Source organism: Bradyrhizobium sp. WSM4874 (assembly GCF_055811835.1).
The window spans coordinates 1-2803 of record NZ_JBVVPR010000122.1; the positions used below are offsets into that span (position 1 = coordinate 1).

General features: G+C 60.8%; 1 protein-coding gene and 2 pseudogenes. 1 reads left to right on the forward strand and 2 read right to left on the reverse strand.

Annotated elements, in window-relative coordinates; translation table 11 throughout:
* A pseudogene (locus AC0L3P_RS39480) lies at window positions 1–446 on the forward strand (hypothetical protein); the annotation flags it as partial.
* A gap of 289 nt (window positions 447–735) precedes the next feature.
* On the opposite strand, the gene AC0L3P_RS39485 reads toward AC0L3P_RS39480, so the two are convergent.
* Both AC0L3P_RS39485 and AC0L3P_RS39490 read right to left on the reverse strand, forming a co-directional pair.
* Complete coding sequence (locus AC0L3P_RS39485) at window positions 736–1506, reverse strand: IS110 family RNA-guided transposase (RefSeq protein WP_473309395.1); 771 nt, start codon at window positions 1504–1506, stop codon at window positions 736–738.
* Window positions 1507–1988: 482 nt separating this feature from the next.
* A pseudogene (locus AC0L3P_RS39490) lies at window positions 1989–2803 on the reverse strand (transposase); the annotation flags it as partial.

The following is a 2803-nucleotide window of genomic DNA, read 5'->3' on the forward strand; positions in this document are numbered from 1 at the left end:
ACGAAAAAGCGGCCGACTGCCTGAACAAGGATCGGGACACGCTGCTGGCTTTCTATGACTTCCCGGCCGAGCACTGGGATCACTTGCGCACGACGGATGAGATCGACAAGCAGTTTTTAGCGGGCTCCGGAAGATGCATTCTTTTGTTCGACCGCGTCGCCGGCATTCTTCCGTTCTCTAATCGCGGCCCATCATGCAAGTCCTTTCTTTCCATTTCTCAGCACACACAAGAGTGCTGGTCTTGTCCGTCGAAGCGATGGCGAGCGAAGATTCGCTTGGAACGGCGAGGTCAAGCCCGAAGCCGCCGGAGGCGGGGGCGCAAAGCGCCAGGCTTGACCTTGCTGTGCCAAGCGAACACACTGTTCAGCCAGTTTCGACCCTATGCCACAACACCGCTGGCCATACCGTCAGTCGCTGCCGAGTCCACGGTTCTCTTCGCAGTCTGATTGGTTTTACAGCTGCATTTATGCGTCAGGAGGTCGGCGCCGCTCTGTCCCGAGCGCGGTCTGCATCTCTGCAGCCGCAGGAGGAATGGCGCGGTCGCCGGCGCTCGTCCCGGCAGGGACCTCTTACCGCTATCGCAGACAGCGGATCTCCATGTTGGTTGTACCGATTAGGTGATCGCGGTGTGGGGACTCCACTGGAACGCCGTCCCGTCACGCCACATGTGATGCAATATGACCGCCAGTTTCCTTGCCACCGCGACCATTGCCCGTTTGCTTCCCAATCGTTCGATCAATGCGCGTCCCCATTGCTGGAGTGGGGAAGGTCGGGAGCAAACACAACGCAAGCAGCCTCATAAAGCAAGGTTCGCATAGCTGGGTCACCAGCACGCGAGATACCTCCAGCTCTATCGGTTTCTCCCGACTGGAACCTGCGCGGTGTCAGCCCAAGATATGCGGCAACAGTCCGCGAACGTCTAAACCGGTGTGGATCTTCGACCGTGCTTATGTACGAGAGCGCAACGATCACGCCGACGCCAGGGGCGCTCATGAGGCGTTTGGCGATCGGATCGGCGGATGCGCGACGGCACAGCGCACGATCGAAAACAGTGATTTGGTCTTGCAAGGTTTTCAGCGCAATCAGCATTGGTTCGACGATCGTCAGCAGTACCGGATTGTCTTGGATCGCAGCGCGAACGATCCCAATGTAACGCCGTTGACTTCCGATCTTGAGGATCATGCCGAAGGTCTTCAGCAGTCCGCGGACGGTATTCTTGATCTTCAGGGCCGTGCTAACGAGCTGCGCGCGGGCGCTGATCATGGCGCGGACCGCATAGGTATCCATACTCTTGACCAGCACCTGCCGAAACCAGCCGACGCGAACCACCTGGGCGATTCCATGCGCGTCGTTGGCGTCCGTTTTGTTAATCTGGAGCGACAAGGCCGCCTTGGCATGGCGGGCGTCGATGCAAATAACTGGAATTCGGCGCTTCTTCAGCTCGTGGAAGAGCCAGACGGAAAGCATGCCGGTCGTCGAGGCCAACGCGCACAGCATTTGGCGCATGCTTGCAGACAACCTGCTCAATCTCGTCAGGCGTCGACGCGCAACATCCTCGCCAAAGCGTCCTACCGGCTTCATCGACTACACAAGCTTTGGCTTCTTCAAGCGACACATCAAGACCAACATATTGGGTGATCGGCTGCATTGCGTTGCTCCTCGGATAGGGAATCAGTGCGCAGAGGCTAGCAAGGAGCCTTGCTCCGCGATTACCCCATGTCCCGACCGCCCTTCTCGCAGCTGCCGCGCGCAGGGGCGGTCAAGGCTGGCCGCAGTTTGCGGCCACCGCAAGGCTCGGCCTTGACCGGCCCGAGCACGGCGGCATCCTCGATCGGATCGGGCCTGGAAAGAAGCAATGACTCACCGGCCCCGTGTCCCAGGGGATGGGAACTAGCCCGAACGGCGATTGTTATTGTCGTGCGCGGGTGACCTCGTGGCGAAGAGCGGCGCGTCGGCTGTAAGCGTCGCCGGGCAGCCCTAGCTGTGTCTGCCGGGTTGAGGCGCCCGCGCGCCTTTTCTTTTGGCGGGCGCGGGCGCCAAGCTTCGACAAAGTGCTCATACCTTCTCTGCGCTTGCTCGGCGACGTGCATCTCCTGATCGCGGAGTTGTTTGATATTGTACGCGTAGGCAGGGCCGCGCGTGTTGCCTTTTTTCTGCGCTCGGCCAGCCTGTAACTCCATGCCGCGCATCTTGTGAGCGACAAGACTGGGCCGGGCCCAGAGGTAATCCTCTTCGTTCGTCAGCAGATGCCAGCACAGGACGGTCAGCTTGCGCGCTACGGCGACGGCGGCCACCTGATGGCCCCGTCTGGCGCGGATGCGCACGAAGAAAGCGTGGAGCGGTCCGGGTGTCTTGGCGGCAGCGAAGGCGGTTTCTACCAGCATGGCCCGGGCGTGGCTACGTCCGACCTTGCTGATCCGGCCGTGATGAGCGGCACCGAGGCCCGACTGGTGCACACGCGGATTGAGCCCGAAGTAGCTGACCAGTTTGTGCGGGCTCTTGAAACGCGTGATATCGCCAATTGCCGCCATCAACCCGGCCGCCACCGCCAGATTGACGCCGGTGATCGTCAGCAGCCGCCTGACCGAGACGTCGTCCAGGCTGTTTGTGGCGATCTCCCGATCGAGGACCGTGAGATCTTCGGCGAGCCGATCGAGCTCGCGCACATGCCGCTCAATAGCATCCCGTTCGTCGTCGGGTACTGGCTGGTGCGCCAGCCAATCGCGGCCGCGGCCGTTGAATAAATCGGCGTGCGGACATTTTGGGATCAGGTGCGCGTGAAGGATTGCGTGCACTTCGTTCT

Coding starts and splice junctions, on each gene's coding strand:
- AC0L3P_RS39485 (WP_473309395.1), bottom strand. CDS start 1,506: ATGCGCCAAATGCTGTGCGCGTTGGCCTCGACGACCGGCATGCTTTCC.